Source organism: Putridiphycobacter roseus (genome assembly GCF_003234935.1).
GTDB classification, from domain to species: domain Bacteria; phylum Bacteroidota; class Bacteroidia; order Flavobacteriales_D; family Crocinitomicaceae; genus Putridiphycobacter; species Putridiphycobacter roseus.
This window is the reverse complement of the sequence record NZ_QKSB01000002.1, coordinates 131977-150266: the sequence shown is the minus strand read 5'-3', so window position 1 is coordinate 150266 and position 18290 is coordinate 131977. Positions and strand designations below refer to the sequence as shown.

The following is an 18290-nucleotide window of genomic DNA, read 5'->3' as shown; positions in this document are numbered from 1 at the left end:
ATCCATGATTAGCTTAACTCTTTTCTAAAACGTAAAGCATCTCGAAACACGCATTGGTCCGTTTGGTATATTTTATGACGGCCACAAAAATCCCTCCTTTAACTTGGCGTGAAGTAATTGCTGCTGTAGGGAAGGGAAAAGCCGAAACAGCTTATTTAAATGCATTTCCCATATAACTTTTACTTCTCCGAATTTGACTAATTGTAATGTCAGTATTTCTTTTAAAAAAAATAATGTATATTTACCTACTGTAATGATTTATAAACTAGTACTGTGTAAAAAGTTCTGTTTTATATATGGTTTGTGAAATTGCTTTGAATCGTATTTAGAGATTTATGATTGACTGATACCTGTCTGTACAAGGCTTAATTAAAAAATGGAATTAAAATGAAGAATAAAGGAGTTGTTGTTGTTTTGTTAAGTTTAACCATGTTAGTTTGCAATGTCAATTTTGGACAAACTCAATTTGAGTTTTCGCCTTATGCTGGTTTTAGTAAAGGATTAAGTGATTATGGTGATTTTTCTAATGGAGGATATGATATTGGAATTGCTGTAGATTACTTTTTCAGGTCAAAATTTGGAATTGGAATGGACGCGAATATACAAAATAACAATTTTCAAAATCCGTATGATTATTCCCGAGCAATGAATGCAAATCCTCAAACTCCTTTTATAATTGTTTCCAACGTAACTGGTCCCTGGTCAAATTTTACGATAGGTGCCGGACCAGTTTACCGGTTTGACTTAAAAAAAATTTACCTAGATGTTTATGCCAAACCAGGTGTCTCAATGGTTAAAAATCCAGTGGCCAATGATGAGATTAAAACAACAATTTTTCCAGATAAAGCAGATTTATTTAATATGGATGGAACGGAAAGTAGAATTGGTTTTGGGGTCACCTCAGGTATTAAAATAGGTTATGATTTTAATGGGATATTTAAAGCCTTTTTTACTTCTCAATATGTATATTCCTCCGTTAAGGTAGATTATGAAACGCGACAGTTAGAAGGTGCATTTTCTTCAGAAACGGAAGGGGAAACTTTCAGTCCAATGCTTGCGATTTTTGATGTAGGTATGACCGACCAGACTGTTGGTATTTCTCATTTTAACTTCAATATTGGCCTGACCTATGCATTGCCAACTAAACGTGAAAAAGAGTTGAATTTACCCTTCGAAAGTAAAAACCATGAGAGGGAATCTACTAAATCAACAAGTATTTTATTCGTCAGGATGGATGAAACACTTTTAAGACAAACAAATAACAAGATTGTTAATGAGGGTGTTCATGAAAATGACAGAAACCGAGTGGGTGACAGAAAGCGAGTGGGTGACAGAAAGCGAGTTGGAGATAGAAAACGAGTGGGAGATAGAAAACGAGTGGGAGATAGGAAGCGAGTTGGTGATAGAAAGCGAGTTGGAGATAGAAAACGGGTTGGAGACAGAAAACGAGTTGGAGATAGAAAACGAGTGGGAGATAGAAAACGAGTGGGAGATAGAAAACGAGTGGGAGATAGGAAGCGAGTTGGTGATAGAAAACGAGTGGGAGATAGGAAGCGAGTTGGAGACAGAAAACGAGTGGGAGATAGAAAGCGAGTGGGTGACAGAAAACGGGTTGGAGATAGGAACCGAGTGGGGGATAGAAATGGAGCTTTTGAAGATGTGAAATCTTTACCAAAGCCAATACAAACGGATTCATTATTAAATAACAAGGTGGTACCTACCGCTAATTTGAATACTAGAATTTTAAATGTTAAAAACGAGCAATCTGTTCAGGTCTCGAATGGAAAATACCAATTAACGGCACCACTTACAGAAAGTGAAGCTAAGAAGGATAAAATAGAATACAATTGGACAATACGGGATGTAAAGCAAAATATGGATATGGAATTTACTGGTAAAACCATTGTATATGACTTTGGAGTGCAAGGTATTTACGAAATTAGTATTACCACTTTGAAAAATAAAAAAAAATGGAGTACCTGTAAAGTAAATGTTGCTTGTGATTAAAAAAAATTCAACATGAACTTTAAAAGTAGTATCTTATTATTACTTGTTTTTTTTTCTTTTCAATATAGTTATGGTCAAGTTTTAAATCCAAGACATCCTGCTGAATGGGAAGAGATAAGTAGTGTTGTCATGGAGTTTCGCGAATTTAAGGAGGGAGTAAATGTCACCAACGAAACGCTTGACCCATATATAAAAACAGCATTAGCTTGTATTCACGAAAAGGTGAATTTTTATATTCTAAATCCGCTAGATAATTATTATTATAGTAAACCCGTCAACCTCGATTCCATTTTTAAAAGCAATGGTATTAGCAGTCCATATATTCATATCATTCCCATAGATACCGTTTTAAGTGCCTTTCCTTGGGTGCGAGATCATGGCTTAAACTTTGTTTTTAGCAATGATATAGGTGATGCTACGGTTTATAATTTTAATAATGACTACACCGGATTATTTTTTGCAAGTCACCTAAATTTTGTAAGTGCTATCATAAAGCCCCGAGATAATAAAAATGATTATTATACAGATGGCGGAAATTTTTTGACAGATGGACATGGTACTTTTAATATTGCTGCAACGGATATTTCTGAAAAACTACCAACTAGTTTAAAGGTTAAATATGATTTTTTTTATAAAAACTTTGGAATTAACCAAACATTAAATGTGCGTGTACCTTTTGTTCACATGGATTATTTTTTTAAGTTAATAGACGAAGAAACAGCGATTGTCTCCTATATTCCAAATAACAATTATGATATAGCAATAGATAAATATTTTGACCATCAGTACTATATTGATCAAGCTTTAATTTCTATAGCCCAACATTTAAAATCTGTTTACGGAAGAGAATTAAAATACATATCCATACAAAACGCACCAACAACATATGATGTAAAAAGTAAAAGTGCTTTGCAGACGTCAAAAGCAACTTATGCTAATTCATTTATCCTAAATAAAACAGTACTAATCCCACAGTATAACATACAACCTTATGATTCCTTAGCGTTTAACACCTATAAGAAAGCTATGCCAGGATATGAAATAGTTGGTGTAAATTGTCGAAAATATGCGCAATATTCTGGAGCTATACATTGTTTGACTAAAGAAATTTATGCTAATCATCCAATTTATGCGAAACATAAATGGTACAAAGGAACGATAGAAAATAATGGGAATGGTTATCCTATACATTTAATTGCAAAATCATCAGATGGCGTTTTAAAAGCTAATTTACATTGGAAGTTGAAGCAAGATAATACATTTCAATCTATTCCAATGACCCTGCTTAGTAAGGATACCTTTGTAACCATAATACCTCCTGTTGAGAAATTGAATACTATTCACTATTTTATTGAAATTGAAAGTAATAATGGTAAAATACTACATAAGCCAATAGTTGCCCCAAATCATTTTTATTCCTTTACCGTAGAATAAAAAACCACTTTTTTGGACTAAAAATTCTGGCCTATTCGCAAACGGTTAACAATATTTAAGTCTTAAAACATTCTAACTAGTATTTTTTATTTTAGCTTTGTTTCATGCAACAAAATTTAAAGTCTGACCTGACCAAACAGCTTATTATAGATGAAGCTTTTAAATTGTTTTATACGAATGGTTTTAAAACCACGAGCATTGATAAAATAATGAAGGAGACTAATTTGAGCAAGGGCGCATTTTATCACCATTACAAAAGCAAAAAAGAAATAGGACTAGAAGTGATTAGCCTTAAAGTGCAAAAAAGGGTGGTAGAAGGTATGATTTTACCTTTAAACGAGCCAGGTAATGCGGTGGATATCCTCGAAAATGTATTTATAACCAGACTGAATGGGTTTTCGGTTTATGAAAAAAAACATGGCTGTCCCATGAATAATTTAATCAATGAATTGGGGGATCACGAAGGCGCCTATCAAAAAGCTTTAAAAAACATCATAGATTTATGGAAAAAGACTTTAGTTGCTCTTATTGAAAGAGGGATAAAGGAAAAATCGATAAAGCAAGAAATACCAAGTGATGCGGTTGCCATTCACTTAATTAGTGCCTTTGAGGGAATTCGAGGCATTCGAAAATTATACGACAATGATGCGGTACTACAAACCTTCTTATCTGGACTTTCCATTTACTTAAAACAACTAAAAGCTTAATTTTTTTAACCTAAAACATACTGCTTGGTATGTTTTAAAATAATATCTACAATGATAAATAATAGAAGAGAATTTATGAAAAAAACAGCAATATTAGGAATGGGGATTGCGGCTACCCCACAATTTGGATTTACCGCAAGTCAAAGTGAAGAGAAAATCGTTGAAGCAATAGAAACTAGACCAAAAGTCTTATTTTTTGATGTCAACGAAACTTTATTGGATTTGACCGCCATGAAAGAAAGTGTTGGTAATGCTTTAGGAGGCCGAAAGGATTTATTACCATTATGGTTTACCACCATGTTACAGTATTCTTTGGTTACCACAGTAGGTGGACAATACAATGATTTTGGAATAATTGGTTCAGCAGCTTTACAAATGGTGGCAGCCAATCACGGTATTTCATTAACAGAAACTGAAGCAAGAGAAGCAGTATTGACTCCCATACGTTCTTTACCCGCACATCAAGAAGTAAAAGCTGCTTTGAGTCGTTTAAAAGCTGCTGGGTATAAATTGGTGTCCTTCACGAACTCTTCCAATATTGGTGTTGAAACACAATTTAAAAATGCTGGATTAACGGCTTATTTTGAAGAACGATTAAGCATAGAAGACATGGGAAAATTTAAACCCCATACAGATGCCTATAAATGGGCTGCCCGTAAAATGGGTGTCGCGCCCGAAGAGTGTATGTTAATTGCAGCACATGGTTGGGATATTGCTGGTGGAATTTGGGCTGGTTGGAGAGGTGCTTTTGTAAGTCGACCAGGTGCTCAACTTTATCCACTTGCGCCAAATCCTGAAATAAATGAGTCGGATTTAAACCTAATTGCGGATAAATTAATTGCTATAAAATGAGACAAATATTAGATCAGATTATTAACGTTTTTTCCATAATTGTCCTCGTGTTTTTTGCAGTCCCAAAAATAATGGGGATGCCTAAAAGTGTGGCTGGTTTTACACAATTTGAAAGTGTACTAGGTATAAATGCCGATTTTTTTAGATTATTCACAGGGGGAGCAGAATTACTAATTGCCATCTTAATTTTGGTTTATATGTTCACAAAAAACAACAAGTTGGGTATAGTGGCTTTTGTTTTTTTATTGGCAACCATGGTTTCGGCTCTAGTAATTGAATTCTTAGTGCGACCAAGTCCAGTAGGTCTCTTGGTAGGCATTGCCATTATATTATCCATCACATCAATTTATAAATTATTAAATATTCAACACCATGAAAAACTTAAAAGGTAAAGTAGTAATAGTAACTGGTTCTTCCAGAGGGATAGGACAGGAAGTTGCTGTTTTATTAGCAGAAAATGGCGCAAAAATTATTGTCAATCATTCTAATAGTGCCGAAGAAGCACAGGACACAGTAAATAAAATTGTACAAAATGGGGGAGATGCGATTGTAATAAAAGCGGATGTAAGTAAAAGAGAGGAAGTAACCACTTTATTCGACCAAGCAATTAAAGCATTTGGTAAGGTAGATGTTCTAGTAAACAATGCGGGGATAATGTTTTCTAAGATGCTAAAAGATAATACACAAGATGAATTTACTAGATTGTTTGATGTAAACGTGAGGGGTATTTTCAATACCCTTCAAGAGGCAAATCTTAAGCTTGCAGATAATGGAAATATCATCAACTTTTCTTCCAGTACTGCAAAATTGATGTTTCCTACTTATTCTTTATATTCAGCTTCAAAAGCAGCAGTTGAACAAATCACAAAGGTTTTTTCTAAAGAAATTGGAAGGGGCATATCCGTAAATGCAATTGCGCCAGGTGCTACCGCAACGGAATTATTTTTAAACGGAAAATCCCAAGAAACCATTGATAAATTAAGCGCTATGAATGCATTTAATCGTTTGGCAGAACCTATTGATATTGCAAAAGTAGTCTTATTTCTAGCTAGTGATGATTCTAAATGGATATCCGGACAAGTCATTGGGGCAAATGGCGCTTTGGTTTAATCGCATAAAAAAATATTGCCTCTCCCCTCAATAAGTTTTGAATACTTAAAAAGTCCATTTGAATTTTTCTTATGGACTTTTTTTTGGACGGTCTTGGCCTAAATAAAGTGGCGGTAATTATAAGCTTGTTTTTTGTAGTAACCTAAAAACTGGTTGCTGTAACCTAAATAATTACTATTTTATCCTAAATTTACAATCGAAATGCGCCATAGGTTCAATCCTAAAGTCCATTGTATAGCACTAAAACAAGCCTGAACCATGCCAACAAATAATTTCAATATAAAAGGATTGACAAATGCCGAAGTAATTGAGTCTAGAGAGAAATTCGGCAAAAACACACTAGATTACAAACAAGAAAATAATTTTTTAGATGCCATTAAAAGCTTGGCAAAAGAGCCAATGGTTATTCTTTTATTTGCGGCATCTCTTATTTATTTAATGAGTGGGAAGACAGGGGACGCCATCTTTTTAGCTTCTGCTATTATTTTGGTATCTCTTATTACTTTATACCAAGATAATAGAAGTAGAAATGCCTTGCAAAACCTAAAAAAATTATCACAACCACATTGTAAAGTAATAAGAAATGGGACAGAGGTAGAGATTAAAAGTGAAGATTTGGTAGTTGGTGATTGCTTAATGGTAGAAGAAGGTACTTCCATTACGGCAGATGGTATTATTATTCATTCCAATGACTTTTCAGTTAATGAATCTGTGCTTACCGGCGAATCTCAAGTTATTTTTAAAGATAAAGATAAGGCAGACCATAATATTTTTAAAGGAACTACAGTAGCTAGTGGGTTGGCAATTGCTCGAATTACACATATTGGTAACACAACTAAATTAGGTGAAATAGGTAAGAGTTTAGAAAGTATCCAAGAGGAAAAAACACCTTTAGAATTACAAATAAATAGTTTTGTAAAAGCAATGGTTATTGCTGGTGCTATTGTTTTTATTATTGTTTGGGGGATCAATTATTTTCTTTCAAAAGACTTGTTAGATAGTTTGCTTAAAGCCCTTACCTTGGCCATGAGTATCTTACCAGAGGAGATTCCAATGGCATTTACTTCTTTTATGGCTATTGGTGCTTGGCGATTGATGAAATTGGGCGTTGTAGTGAAGCAAATGAAAACGGTGGAAACACTTGGAAGTGCTACTGTAATTTGTACCGATAAAACAGGGACCATCACAGAAAATAAAATGAGTTTGGCTAAATTATTTACCTTGGATCGACATAGAATTGTTGCACCAAATGAAGCCGAAGGTGTGGAAAAAGAATTGGTGGAAATAGCCATGTGGGCCAGTGAACCAATTCCTTTTGATGCCATGGAAGTGTCTTTGCATGAGTCTTATGGAGATATGGAAAAGGTGGATGAAAGACCAGATTTTCAACTCATTCATGAATACCCTCTTGGTGGAAAACCACCCATGATGACCCATATTTTTGAAAATAAAGCAGGGAAAAGAATTATTGCAGCCAAAGGTGCACCAGAAGCTTTAATGGCGACTTCAAATTTGACGGCAGCAGAAAAAGCGGAAGTTCAAAAAGCAATTGAGACCATTACCAGTCAGGGATATCGTGTTTTAGGGGTTGGAGAAGGGGTGTTTGAAGGGAATGATTTTCCTAAAACACAACAAGAGTTTAAGTTTAACTTTAAAGGAATAATTGCCTTTTATGACCCACCGAAAAAGAATATTCAAAAAGTTTTTGAAGACTTTTACAAGGCGGGCATTGCGGTGAAAATAATTACTGGCGATAACGCGGCAACTACCACCGCCATTGCAAAACAAGTAGGATTTAAAGGTTTAAATAGTATTTCAGGTGATGCTTTGATGCAGTTGACAGAAAAAGAATTAAAGGCTTGTGTGATGGATACCAACATTTTTACAAGAATGTTTCCGGAGGCAAAACTTAAAATTATCAAAGCCCTAAAATCGAATAAGCAAATTGTTGCCATGACTGGTGATGGGGTGAATGATGGTCCTGCTTTAAAGGCTGCGCACATAGGAATTGCCATGGGGAATAAAGGAACGGAAATAGCCAAACAAGCCGCTTCGCTGATTTTGATGGATGACGACCTGTCTAGAATGGTAGATGCCATTGCCATGGGGAGAAAAATATATGCTAACTTAAAAAAAGCCATTCAGTATATTATTTCTATTCATATTCCAATTATTCTTACTGTTTTTATGCCATTGGCTTTAGGTTGGATTTATCCCAATATCCTTTCACCCGCTCACATTATATTCCTGGAGTTAATTATGGGACCAACTTGTTCGATTATATTTGAAAATGAACCGCTAGAAAAAAATACCATGTCTCAAAAGCCTAGACCTTTTACCACTACTTTTTTTAAGTGGAAAGAGTTGAACACAAGTATTGTGCAAGGGTTGGTAATTACCTTAGGTACTTTAGTGACTTATCAATATGCAGTGTACATGACTTATGGCGAAGATTTAACAAGAACCATGGTGTTTACGGTGTTAATTACTGCTAATATCTTTTTAACACTTGTAAATCGTTCTTTTTATTATTCAATTTTGACTACCTTACAATATAAAAATAAGTTGGTTTTACTTATCATTTCTATTACTGTTTCCATCACCGGATTACTGCTTTTTGTTCCCCCTTTAACCCAGTTCTTTAAATTTGAAACCCTTAATTTTCAACAATTTTCAATCAGTGTTGGAATTGGTTTTATATCAGTAATTTGGTATGAACTGGTAAAAATAAAAACCAGGCGCAACTCTAAAGTGATAAAGAATAAGGTATAAACCTAGGTTTTCAATGATAAGAAGTGTGTTTTGTCCATTTTTATGACTGTAAGCTGTTTGTTGTTCCTCAATGATTAGCCGTTCATTTAAATGACAGTGATACTTGTTATCCGTTTCTTCCGTAAATTTTCAGCTGGTTATAATTAATAATCTAAAGTCATTTTTGTCCGTTAAAATTTTCGTTAGAATAGAGATCTTATTTTTACCACGCACATAAGAATTCAATACCTAAGGTAGAAGTAAAATAATAAAAGGTTAGCTTTGAATACTTAAATGGTTAACATGGTAAAAAAAATCTTTGTTGTAGTATTGTTTTGGTTGTTCTTGTTTCCCTTGAAGGCACAGAGCCAAATGTCTTTGGATAGTGTGATTGGAAAGTTATATACAGATTATAATGTGGGGAATCAATTGACTGGTTTTTCTAAGAAAAATGGCGACTTCTATATTCGTTTAAGCGCCAGTTCTTCGGAAGTTAAATTTTGGGACAACCAAACCAATACCTTTTCAAAGCTGGAAATAAGACCTAATTATTATAGAGATACACCAAAAAATAAAGTCGCAGCGGCAAAAAAACAATGGTATGGTCAATATTATTTTTTCGATTTACTGGAAAATTTTGGTTACGAAGGTTATTATAATGATGAAATTGAAAAACAAAAAGCAAAGGACTTCCAGTCTGCATTTGCTTTGGGGTATTGTTATATGCAAAAAGCTTTAAATAAATTTAAGCCAATTTATAAAGGCTTGAAATCAGAACAGTTCGATTTTGAGAAAAATTCTAAAATGAATAAAAAGCAAGAAACTTTGGTGCGTTCATTATTGGAAAAGGTAAAATACCATACGAATGTCGCAATGGAATTTGCAAATTCAGATGCTGAAAAAGAACAAGTAAAGCGATTTTTAGCACATTTTAATACGGTAATGTTCTCCATGTTTGAAGTGCATGCGAAGAAAGTAAATGCAAAGGAGTGGTTTACGGAAGGTATGTATGGATTGGAAGCGGTAGACCTTGCAAAAAACAAGTTAATCGGTGTTGGCCCAGGAGATGTTATTTTTTGTGACCAATCTTATGGAGAATTGCTGTATGTGCAACATCATTATCATATTGCAAAAGGAGCGCTTATTGTTCCGATTCATTTACTGAGGTCTAAGTATTATTTTTCCTATGTTTTATCTAAAATTGGCGTAAAAAAACAGCCCGATTGGTTGTCCCAATTTGATAAATTAAAACCTATTCCTTCAAATGCTACCCATGACTTAAATCTTTCAGAAGCTTTGGAATTAAGTCAGGCAGAAGAAGAAAAAGAATCCAAGTCTGGTTACTATTTTAATTATAAAAATACCAAAATACCAATCGGCAAAAGGTATCGTATTTACCCAACCGATTTATTGCAATATTTTATCATTGAAAATTGCAAAGATGTACCTGTTTATTGGTCGACTTATTATGAAACAGGAGTAAATAATAATTTGGTAATGGATGGGTTTTTACTTCGCTTAATTCCTACGCAATCTAGTAGTGAATATGTGCCGAGTATTAGTGGGATTAAATCCTACGATAAAATTGTAAATGAATTCGAATTTGACCTAAATACCATGACAGCTTATTATAAAGGCAAGTATAGCGCCATTTGTACTAAGACTATTGAAAGTTTAGCAAAAGATGGCGAAATACAAAAAGCCCAAGCGCTTTATAAATTTCAAAATGAAAATTTTACTGACCATGGTAATATTAGTTTGGCAGATGTGGAACTTCCCTTATCGCTAAACCTCCCAACTTATGCAACGGACGCATTAAGGCTTTTATGTAATAATTTTGAACCAGGAATTTACGATAACGCCAAAAGAAGGGATCAAATAAGCACAACAATTTGGAAGTTAAGTACATTTCCAAAAAAGTACGACTGTCCTGAACTATCGGATGTTTTACATGACGCAAAAATATACACTAAGAATACGGTCAAAATTAATCAATTAGAAGATGAAAAGTTACAATTGTCGACCTTAACCGGACAAGCAATTGTTCCTGAAAAATATGATTTTATTCAAAATTTACCTTCAAATTATTATATCGTGCAAAATGGTAATGATTGGTCTGTTTTGGATATTTCTGGAAAAAAAGTGACCAATGAAAAATATTTATCTATCCAACAAATGGGACATTCTTATAAGGTGCAGACCGAAGATGGCTATGGCTTAATTTTAAATAACTTCAAGACTATTATTCCTACTAAATATACGGAATTAAATTTTTCTGCAATTAAAAATTACGCCAATAATTCACAGTTTATTGTGGTGCGAGATAAGGATAAATTTGGCATTTTAGAAATTAAGAATGGGACGAGTATAGAGGTTTTACCTGTTGAATATGATGTTATTGAAACGCTTACGGGCGATTACCCACAATACTTTAAATGCGTAAGAGGAACGGAAATTATTTACTTATTACAAAATGGAGAAAAAGTAAATACTATAGAGACTTTTAATGGAGCTGAAGAGGAATTAGAGGTGGTAGATATGGGCAGAGATGCATTAGAATGGGAGACAAGAGAAAGAGAAAATAAATTAGAAAATGTTGGAATTCATACGGTAACAGAAAATGGTTTGACTGGTGTCGTAAGTATCCAAAGAAACAATTCTTCCAATCCAACAGAAAAATTCAGTCATGACACCATTCCATTGATCTATGATGCTATTAACATAGATAAAGCACATTATAATTGGTTTTTTGCTAAAAAGGCTGGACTTTGGGGATGTGTAAATATTAAAAATGAAATATTGATTCCTTTTAAATACAGCGAAATTGGTCGTAGACATTTAAAGAGTAATACTAAAAGAGGTCTCCCCATTACCTACGTCGCAGTGAAAGATAAAGCATGGGGTGTTTTTGCATGTGAGGGTAATAGTCAAAGCGCATGGAATTTAGGGCGTGAAATATGTGAAATGCAGTATGATTCTATTGCATACAATAAGGATGCTGGTTTTTTAATTTGGCAAGAAGGCAAAGTAGGAGTAGTTTCTACTGTGTTTCCAAATAAGGTGGTACCTCCCGCTTATAAAAAGTATAAAGGAGTTAACAACAATTTTATACAGCCTATCTACACCTTTATAGATGACCAGGATAGAGAGGTTCGGGTCTATAGTGGTGGTGGTTTAGTCGAGTAGTGTATATACAAGCTTATTGCTAATTCAAAACCCTTCAGGAAAAGGTTTTCATGTAGAGAAAGCATAAAGTGATTGGAATATAAAGTTGCTGTAGGTTTACTTTTTATCTTCAAACCAAGTCAACTCCCTGTCGTGATAGTCAACAGTTAAGGTAACATAAGCTTTTGAATACATGCCATTGTTATACTTCGCAATCATGGTATTTTCGATTGGTTTACTGGCTGCCCTATTAAATGTGATTAAATGACGAATGGTTGTTTTATCTTCACTAAGGATGACCAAAATATCTGCTGGAAATAAACCATATTGCGCGGCGACTTTAAAATGCATTTCTTTTACCGAACTGGGGATTACAACCGATAATTGCCCCGTTGCGTGCAATAATCTTTCCGCGTGTTTGTAAAGCGCTTCAATGCTTAAGTTAATGGTGTGTCGGGCTTGGTTCTTTGCTGTTTCCTTTCCTAAATAAGCATCTACAAAATAAGGTGGATTGGCAATAATTAAATCAAATGGTTGCGCAATATTAAAATCTTGTAACTTAGTACATACTGCTGACATGCGTTTATCAAAGGGACTGTTAGCAAAGTTACCCTTTGCTTCAGCACAACTTAAGGCATTGGATTCAATCCCTATAACTTTAGCCAGTGGGTTTTTTTGTGCCTGCATTAAAGCCAATATACCGGTCCCCGTACCAATGTCTAGTATGTTCGAAAAGTTTCCCTTCACCCAAGCACCTAATAGCATTGAATCGGTTCCAACCTTATGGGCGTTTACCTTTTGTTCTATACTAAATTGCTTGAACTGAAAAGCCATTTTTAAATCGGTTCTACTTGATTAGTGACCACGTAATAACGCGGATCATCAATGTCGGTTTGAATAATAGCCGCAAATTTTGGACTTGCCTTTATCAACATAGCATCACAGTCGGGACTTAAATGCTTTAAAGTGACTTTTTTTCCTTTCTTTTCGTACTTTTCCACCAAATTGAAAATAGCTTCAACGCCAGAGTGGTCAGATACTTTGGATTCTATAAAATCAATTTCAATATTGTCTGGGTCTTCGTTAACGGTAAATTTATCCGTAAAGGCTTGAATGGAACCAAAGAATAATGGTCCCCAAATTTCATATACCTTGGTACCATCTGCTTTAAAGCTTCTTCTGGCACGAATTCTTTTTGCATTCTCCCAACTAAATACCAAGGCCGATACAATCACGCCTGCTACAACTGCTATGGCCAAATCGAATACTACTGTCATGGAGGATACTAAAATTAATACAAAGGCATCTGCTCTTGGTATTTTTGTTATAATTCTAAAACTCGACCAAGCAAAGGTACCAATCACTACCATAAACATTACGCCAACCAAAGCAGCAATAGGTACTTGTTCAATAAGAGGGGCAGCAAATAAGATAAAACACAATAAAGCAACCGCAGCAACAATGCCTGATAGTCGACCTTTACCACCAGAATTCACATTGATAATGGATTGACCAATCATGGCACATCCTCCCATGCCACCAAACATACCATTCACAAAATTGGCACTTCCTTGCGCAATACATTCTTTATTAGAATTACCGCGTGTTTCGGTTAATTCATCAATTAAATTTAAGGTTAATAAAGATTCAATTAAGCCAACTGCAGCTAAAATAAAAGCATATGGTAGTATCAATTTAAAAGTAGCTAAATTGATTGGGATATGCGTAAACAAATCCAATTGTAAGCTTGGTAAACCACCTTTGATTCCAGCCGCCGGGTTGCCACTACCTTCTACAATAAAAGATTTTACAGTGTTGGTGTCAATACCACCAATAATTACAATGGCAGAAACGATAATAATAGCAGTTAATGCAGCGGGTACTTTTTTAGTCAGTTTTGGCAATAGAAACATAATGGCCATGGTTAAGGCAACAAAGCCTCCCATAATTAAAAGTTCAGGTACTGGTAGCCATTGTGTCACGGCTTTACCCGTTTCTGTATTCATTATTTTTTCTTTAAACATGCCTAATTGAGACAAGAAAATGACAATAGCCAAACCATTTACAAATCCCATCATCACCGGGTGTGGTATTAAACGTATAAATTTTCCTAGCTTAAAAACTCCAAATAAAATTTGTAGGATACCTACCAATAATAAAGTTATAAATAGGTAGGATATACCAAGGTTGGCAACAGGCGCTTCTAAATGCAAGCCAATTTCATTTCCTGCTTTAATTAGACCCACCATTACAACGGCCATTGCCCCAGTTGCCCCAGATATCATTCCTGGTCTTCCACCAAAAATAGAAGTGATGATTCCCATCATAAATGCGCCGTATAAACCAATCAAAGGATCTATTCCAGCCACAAAAGAAAAGGCTACCGCTTCTGGTACTAATGCCAAGGCAACGGTTAATCCAGATAGTATTTCGTTTTTGGCATTTTTCGTGCCCTTTTTCACTAATTCAATCATGTTTCTAAGAAATAAGTGGGCAAAGATAGTATTTTCAGATTAGCCTTCGAATAATTGAACCCTGTGATTTGTAGGTTGGATTAATTTAAACGATTCTGTTGCCCAAAATATGGACTGTAAATTTATGCTGATTTTACAGATTATCAGTGAATATATTTCTGAAAAGAAAAAGATTGGTTGTCTAAAAAAAACTTAATAATTGATGGTGAAAAAGGTCGTGTCAAACCGAACACACTCTATTTCTTCTGTAAAACTACTGCCTGCAGTTGCTTCACCATAAACTATCTTCACGGTACTTCCTCCCGTTACAGCACAGGTTAAACTGGTGTCCCCCGTTTCATAGAAGGTAGTATTACCAATAGTACAACAAGCTTCGCAATCGGTTTTAAATCCGGTTTTAAATATGTTTAATTGCTCGTCTGGAGAAACATAGTTGTTGTTCAGAATCATTTTTAACCACCCTTTAGCTTCTACACCTAAGTTTACCATGTTAACGTCTTCTGTAGAAAGGTCTTGTTGTTCAATAATCACTTCTTTTGTGTAATACTTGGTATCCTCTATTACTAATTTTATATCATAAATGAGGGTTCTTTCAAATTCAAAAGCATAATTACCATTGTCATCTGCAGTAACTTCCGTTAAGTAGGTGTAATTATTGTTCAAAACACCCGACTGGTATACACGTTGAAATAACTGTATATTTAAATTTGGAATGGGGCCATTGGATATCTGATCGCTGACGTTTCCTTCAATTTTATACAAAATAGCCTCTTTCTTACAACCTGTGAATGCCATTATAGTAAGGATAAAGAATAAAAGGCGGTTCCAGTTTTTCATGCTACACAAACTTAATAAAAATATTTTTCCTATTACAGTTTATTTTTTATTCTGTACTTAAAAATTGACTAAGCGGTAAGAGTAGCTATTTATCTTGTATTTTAAAGGGAGGGATTTGTCTGAAATGAAGGGGATAAGTATTATCGAAAGTCAAAGCATATATTCCTTAATATGGCATGGTATCGCTAAAAAAATAGGGAAAGACTAGGCAACCATAATTTTACTTTACGCTACTGTTTTAAATATTTTAAGCATGGTAGTCGTTGGGAATTATACCTATTATTATAAGGGCCTTATGGTATAACTCGGTAATATGTAAGGCAAACACAAGCTATAGTTAGGTAAATGATTATTTAAATTTTCTCAAGTAACTTTTATAGCCGAAAAAACCATTTCTCATTTAAAACAAGCCTTTTTTAATGAAATGCTTTTGTTCCTGAACAGTAAGGGGATTTTTTATTAAAAAACTTTGGAAGTACCATAAACCTAGAATCAAAAAAGAGGTAAACGGGATTGTTTCACTTTAAAACATTGTTTTTATTAAGGTTTGCCTTAAAAAAAAGGGGGGGGCTTTTCTGTTAATGTAATATTAATTGAATGTTAGTGGTAAAAAATAGGGGGTGTTGATAAAAAAAAGTAAAAAATGGGCATTGATTTATAGAATAAAACTATTTTTGTACAAACATATAATTTATAATTATGGCTTCTCAAAGATTTAATGCATTAGAAGATGTATTGCACAGAACTCCGAATCATAGTACTCCAGACCCAAGAAGGGTATCTGAATATTTTGGAGAAAATACGTTCCACATTAAGGTAATGCGCGAGTATTTACCAGAAGTAGCGTATAAAATGGTGAAGTCAGCAATTGAAAACGGGACTAAAGTAACCCGTGAAATTGCAGATCAAGTTGCTTCGGCAATGAAAGATTGGGCCATTACAAAAGGAGCAACACATTATACACACTGGTTTCAGCCATTAACTGGAGCGACTGCTGAAAAGCATGATGGTTTTTTTAAACCTATCGGACCAGGTGAAGCGATTGAGAGATTAGAAGGAGATTTATTAGTACAACAAGAACCGGATGCTTCTTCTTTTCCAAATGGTGGTATTAGAAATACTTTTGAAGCTAGAGGGTATACTGCATGGGATCCAAGTTCATCTGCATTTGTAATTGGAAAAACACTTTGTATTCCAACCATATTTTTAGCGTATACAGGAGAAGCATTAGATTATAAAATGCCTTTAATGCGTGCCTTAAATACCATTGAAAAAGCTGCTATTGACGTTTGTCAATACTTTGATAAAAACATTAATAAAGTAAACGCTACTTTAGGGTGGGAACAAGAATACTTTTTAATTGATTCTGCATTGTTCAACGCTCGTCCTGATTTAATGATGACAGGTAGAGCTTTGTTTGGTCACGCACCTGCAAAAGGACAACAATTAGATGACCATTATTTTGGTTCTATTCCTGAAAGAGCAACTGCTTTTATGAGAGAATTCGAATATGAGTCTCATTTATTAGGAATACCTGTGACAACTCGTCATAATGAAGTGGCACCAAATCAATTTGAGTGCGCACCAATGTTCGAAGACGTAAACATTGCAAACGACCACAACCAATTGTTAATGGATGTGATGGAAAAAGTAGCAAGAAAACATAACTTTAGAATTCTGTTACACGAAAAACCATTTGCTGGTTTAAACGGTTCTGGAAAACATAACAACTGGTCTTTAAGTACCAATACTGGCGTAAACTTATTACAACCTGGTAAAAACCCAAAGTCAAACATTCAATTCTTGACTTTCTTTATTAATACCATTAAAGCCATACACGACCATGCTGATTTGTTAAGAGCGTCTATCGCATCTGCAAGTAATGACCATAGGTTAGGGGCTAATGAAGCACCGCCAGCAATTGTTTCTGTATTTATTGGCTCTCAGTTGACTAAAATGTTAGATGATTTAGAGAAAAGCATTATGGCTGGAAAAATGACGCCAGAAGCGAAAACAGAATTGAAATTGAATATTGGAAAAATTCCAGAAATTTTATTAGATAATACAGATAGAAATAGAACTTCTCCTTTTGCCTTTACTGGAAATAAATTTGAATTCAGAGCGGTAGGTTCAACTGCAAACTGCGCACACTCTATGATGGTTTTAAATACCATTGTAGCTAATCAATTAATTGATTTTAAAGTAGCAGTTGATAAGAGAATTAATGGCGGAGATAAAAAAGACGAAGCTATCTTAAAAGAATTACAAGGCTTAATCAAATCTTCTAAGAAAATTAGATTCGAAGGAAATGGTTATGGTCAGGCTTGGGTAGAAGAAGCAGAAAAAAGAGGCTTGTCTAACTTTAAAGATACCCCAAGAGCTTTAGAAATTTGGCAAGATAAAGAAACGGTTAAATTGTTTGATGGATTAGGAATTTTAACACCTGTTGAAATCGAAGCTAAACATGAAATTGAATTAGAAAATTATATTCTAAAAATTCAAATTGAATCTAGAGTAATGGGAGATTTGGCGAAAAATCATATCATTCCTGCTGCACTTGCCTACCAAAATAGCTTACTAGAAAATGTAAGTGGTTTAATGGATGTAATGGGAGAAAAAGAAGGAAAAGCTTTGGCTAAGACGCAAATTGAGACCATTAAAGCATTGTCTAACCACATCACCATTATTAGCGAGTCGGTTGACGCCATGATTGAAGAACGTAAAAAAGCGAATAAGTTAACTACTGCCAGTGAAAAGGCATATGCTTATTGCGACAATATTAAAAAGATGTTTGATGATATTAGATATCACGCAGATAAATTAGAAATGACTATTGACGACGAAATGTGGCCTTTGCCTAAATTCAGAGAAATGTTATTCGCAAAATAATAAATTGGTAAACATAAATAAAAGCCACTTCAAGTAATTGAAGTGGCTTTTTTGTTGCCCTTTT

Annotated in this window: 12 protein-coding genes; 9 read left to right on the top strand and 3 right to left on the bottom strand. The window is 34.5% G+C overall.

What is annotated here, in order from left to right:
- The first annotated feature begins 387 nt into the window (after positions 1 to 387).
- The 8 genes from DNU06_RS04405 (at position 388) to DNU06_RS04370 (ending at position 12047) form a co-directional block, all read left to right on the top strand.
- Positions 388 to 2007 (top strand): hypothetical protein, encoded by a 1620-nt coding sequence (locus DNU06_RS04405; RefSeq protein ID WP_146239146.1) that lies wholly within the window; start codon positions 388 to 390, stop codon positions 2005 to 2007.
- Between the two features lie 12 nt (positions 2008 to 2019).
- A complete protein-coding gene (locus DNU06_RS04400; RefSeq protein ID WP_111062016.1) occupies positions 2020 to 3441 on the top strand; it encodes an agmatine deiminase family protein in 1422 nt (473 codons plus the stop codon).
- A 104-nt stretch (positions 3442 to 3545) separates the two neighbouring features.
- Positions 3546 to 4148, top strand: coding sequence for a TetR/AcrR family transcriptional regulator (locus DNU06_RS04395; RefSeq protein ID WP_111062015.1), 603 nt, complete (start codon positions 3546 to 3548; stop codon positions 4146 to 4148).
- Between the two features lie 75 nt (positions 4149 to 4223).
- A complete protein-coding gene (locus DNU06_RS04390; RefSeq protein WP_233502949.1) occupies positions 4224 to 5000 on the top strand; it encodes a haloacid dehalogenase type II in 777 nt (258 codons plus the stop codon).
- Positions 4997 to 5392, top strand: a complete 396-nt coding sequence (locus tag DNU06_RS04385) for a DoxX family protein (protein WP_111062014.1) — start codon at positions 4997 to 4999, stop codon at positions 5390 to 5392. The genes DNU06_RS04390 and DNU06_RS04385 overlap by 4 nt, the downstream gene beginning before the upstream one ends.
- A complete protein-coding gene (locus tag DNU06_RS04380; RefSeq protein ID WP_111062013.1) occupies positions 5373 to 6110 on the top strand; it encodes a glucose 1-dehydrogenase in 738 nt (245 codons plus the stop codon). The genes DNU06_RS04385 and DNU06_RS04380 overlap by 20 nt, the downstream gene beginning before the upstream one ends.
- 258 nt (positions 6111 to 6368) lie before the next feature.
- Positions 6369 to 8882: a cation-translocating P-type ATPase gene (locus tag DNU06_RS04375; protein ID WP_111062012.1), complete on the top strand. Its 2514-nt coding sequence runs from the start codon at positions 6369 to 6371 to the stop codon at positions 8880 to 8882.
- Between the two features lie 282 nt (positions 8883 to 9164).
- Entirely contained in the window at positions 9165 to 12047 is a 2883-nt protein-coding gene (locus DNU06_RS04370) for a hypothetical protein (RefSeq protein WP_111062011.1), read from the top strand.
- Positions 12048 to 12143: 96 nt separating this feature from the next.
- Here DNU06_RS04370 and DNU06_RS04365 read toward each other — a convergent pair whose 3' ends face one another.
- The 3 genes from DNU06_RS04365 to DNU06_RS04355 form a co-directional block, all read right to left on the bottom strand.
- Positions 12144 to 12860 (bottom strand): tRNA1(Val) (adenine(37)-N6)-methyltransferase, encoded by a 717-nt coding sequence (locus DNU06_RS04365; RefSeq protein WP_111062010.1) that lies wholly within the window; start codon positions 12858 to 12860, stop codon positions 12144 to 12146.
- A gap of 2 nt (positions 12861 to 12862) precedes the next feature.
- Entirely contained in the window at positions 12863 to 14500 is a 1638-nt protein-coding gene (locus tag DNU06_RS04360; protein ID WP_111062009.1) for a SulP family inorganic anion transporter, read from the bottom strand.
- 192 nt (positions 14501 to 14692) lie between these two features.
- Positions 14693 to 15337 carry a hypothetical protein gene (locus tag DNU06_RS04355; protein WP_146239145.1) on the bottom strand — a complete coding sequence of 215 codons (645 nt, stop codon included), beginning with the start codon at positions 15335 to 15337 and terminating at the stop codon, positions 14693 to 14695.
- A 699-nt stretch (positions 15338 to 16036) separates the two neighbouring features.
- Here DNU06_RS04355 and DNU06_RS04350 point away from each other — a divergent pair.
- Positions 16037 to 18226: a glutamine synthetase III family protein gene (locus DNU06_RS04350; RefSeq protein ID WP_111062007.1), complete on the top strand. Its 2190-nt coding sequence runs from the start codon at positions 16037 to 16039 to the stop codon at positions 18224 to 18226.
- Positions 18227 to 18290 lie beyond the last annotated feature (64 nt).

Excerpts from the sequence above, each read along its gene's own strand:
- DNU06_RS04405 (WP_146239146.1), top strand. The coding sequence starts at position 388 with ATGAAGAATAAAGGAGTTGTTGTTGTTTTGTTAAGTTTAACCATGTTA.
- DNU06_RS04400 (WP_111062016.1), top strand. The coding sequence starts at position 2,020 with ATGAACTTTAAAAGTAGTATCTTATTATTACTTGTTTTTTTTTCTTTT.
- DNU06_RS04395 (WP_111062015.1), top strand. The coding sequence starts at position 3,546 with ATGCAACAAAATTTAAAGTCTGACCTGACCAAACAGCTTATTATAGAT.
- DNU06_RS04390 (WP_233502949.1), top strand. The coding sequence starts at position 4,224 with ATGAAAAAAACAGCAATATTAGGAATGGGGATTGCGGCTACCCCACAA.
- DNU06_RS04385 (WP_111062014.1), top strand. The coding sequence starts at position 4,997 with ATGAGACAAATATTAGATCAGATTATTAACGTTTTTTCCATAATTGTC.
- DNU06_RS04380 (WP_111062013.1), top strand. The coding sequence starts at position 5,373 with ATGAAAAACTTAAAAGGTAAAGTAGTAATAGTAACTGGTTCTTCCAGA.
- DNU06_RS04375 (WP_111062012.1), top strand. The coding sequence starts at position 6,369 with ATGCCAACAAATAATTTCAATATAAAAGGATTGACAAATGCCGAAGTA.
- DNU06_RS04370 (WP_111062011.1), top strand. The coding sequence starts at position 9,165 with ATGGTAAAAAAAATCTTTGTTGTAGTATTGTTTTGGTTGTTCTTGTTT.
- DNU06_RS04365 (WP_111062010.1), bottom strand. The coding sequence starts at position 12,860 with ATGGCTTTTCAGTTCAAGCAATTTAGTATAGAACAAAAGGTAAACGCC.
- DNU06_RS04360 (WP_111062009.1), bottom strand. The coding sequence starts at position 14,500 with ATGATTGAATTAGTGAAAAAGGGCACGAAAAATGCCAAAAACGAAATA.
- DNU06_RS04355 (WP_146239145.1), bottom strand. The coding sequence starts at position 15,337 with ATGAAAAACTGGAACCGCCTTTTATTCTTTATCCTTACTATAATGGCA.
- DNU06_RS04350 (WP_111062007.1), top strand. The coding sequence starts at position 16,037 with ATGGCTTCTCAAAGATTTAATGCATTAGAAGATGTATTGCACAGAACT.